Annotated in this window: 3 protein-coding genes; all 3 read left to right on the top strand. The window is 66.2% G+C overall.

Annotation, left to right across the window (positions count from 1 at the left end; genetic code table 11):
• Nucleotides 1-160: 160 nt before the first annotated feature.
• The gene (locus ACFCZN_RS21390) at nucleotides 161-307 is read left to right on the top strand and encodes a hypothetical protein (protein WP_430558103.1); all 147 of its coding nucleotides are present in this window, start codon (nucleotides 161-163) and stop codon (nucleotides 305-307) included.
• A 221-nt stretch (nucleotides 308-528) separates the two neighbouring features.
• Complete coding sequence (locus ACFCZN_RS21385; protein WP_003968094.1) at nucleotides 529-1,149, top strand: DUF47 domain-containing protein; 621 nt, start codon at nucleotides 529-531, stop codon at nucleotides 1,147-1,149.
• A 5-nt stretch (nucleotides 1,150-1,154) separates the two neighbouring features.
• The coding region (locus ACFCZN_RS21380; protein WP_430558102.1) for an inorganic phosphate transporter at nucleotides 1,155-1,334 on the top strand (180 nt) is incomplete at its 3' end.

Genomic DNA, 1,334 nt, shown 5'->3' with positions numbered 1-1,334 from the left:
CGCGGGTACCGGGACGGGCCGGGGGGTGGGGCCGGTTGGGAGGGGGCTCAAAATGGTCCGTCCGTGCCATGCGCGGCAGGTATCGCGCTCCCTAGGCTGGGATGTCGGTGTTGCCAGAGGCCGGTGACGGCCGGGAGGACGGCAGAGAGAGGTGACGCACGTGGTGACGCTCAGCGCTCCGAACGCTCAGGACTGTGTGGCCCTCGCCGAGATCGAGCTGTGCGGCGAGCTGATGATCGCCGCGTCGGCCGCGGACGAGGAACGCCTCAGTCCGGAGCGGTCCCACCCGCCGCTTCCGCCCCCGTGATTCCGGCCCCGGCCCCGGTTCCGGTCGTGGTCATCTGCGTCCTCCCGTTGTCCTGATATACCCCTGCCGGGTATATCGTAACGAATCCTGCCGAAACGTGACCGGGGGTCCGTGCTGATCGCCGTGTCCGATGGGCGACACTGAAGAACGCCGGTTAGCCGTGGCCGGATGATGCGCCTAGCATCAGCCTGACCGAATCCAAAGCATCCCGAGGACCCCACGTGCGCTTTCGTCTGACCCCCAGGGAGACGAGCTTCTACGACATGTTCTCCGCCTCCGCGGACAACATTGTCACGGGCTCGAAACTCCTGATGGAACTGCTCGGGGCGGATTCTGCCTCCCGAGTCGAGATCGCGGAGCGTATGCGGGCAGCGGAGCACGCGGGGGACGATGCGACCCACGCGATCTTCCACCAGCTGAACTCCTCCTTCATCACGCCGTTCGACCGCGAGGACATCTACAACCTGGCGTCCTCGCTCGACGACATCATGGACTTCATGGAGGAGGCCGTCGACCTGGTCGTCCTCTACCAGGTCCAGGAGCTCCCCAAGGGCGTCGAGCAGCAGATCGAGGTGCTGGCCCGGGCGGCGGAACTGACCGCCGAGGCCATGCCGGGGCTGCGGACCATGGACAACCTCACCGAGTACTGGATCGAGGTCAACCGTCTGGAGAACCAGGCCGACCAGATCCACCGCAAGCTGCTGGCCCACCTCTTCAACGGCAAGTACGACGCCATGGAGGTGCTGAAGCTCAAGCAGATCGTGGATGTGCTGGAAGAGGCGGCTGACGCGTTCGAGCACGTCGCGAACACCGTGGAGACCATCGCGGTCAAGGAGTCCTGAACCTCGTGGACACCTTTGCGCTGGTCGTGACCATCGGCGTCGCGCTCGGCTTCACGTATACGAACGGCTTCCACGACTCCGCGAACGCCATCGCCACCTCGGTCTCCACCCGGGCGCTGACCCCGCGTGCGGCTCTGGCGATGGCCGCGGTGATGAACCTGGCCGGCGCCTTCCTGGGCCAGGGG

It is taken from the genome of Isoptericola sp. NPDC056134, from assembly GCF_042264825.1.
Lineage (GTDB): Bacteria > Actinomycetota > Actinomycetes > Actinomycetales > Cellulomonadaceae > Isoptericola > Isoptericola nanjingensis.
Note: the sequence above shows the minus strand (reverse complement) of the source record. Positions and strands in the feature narration are given on the sequence as shown.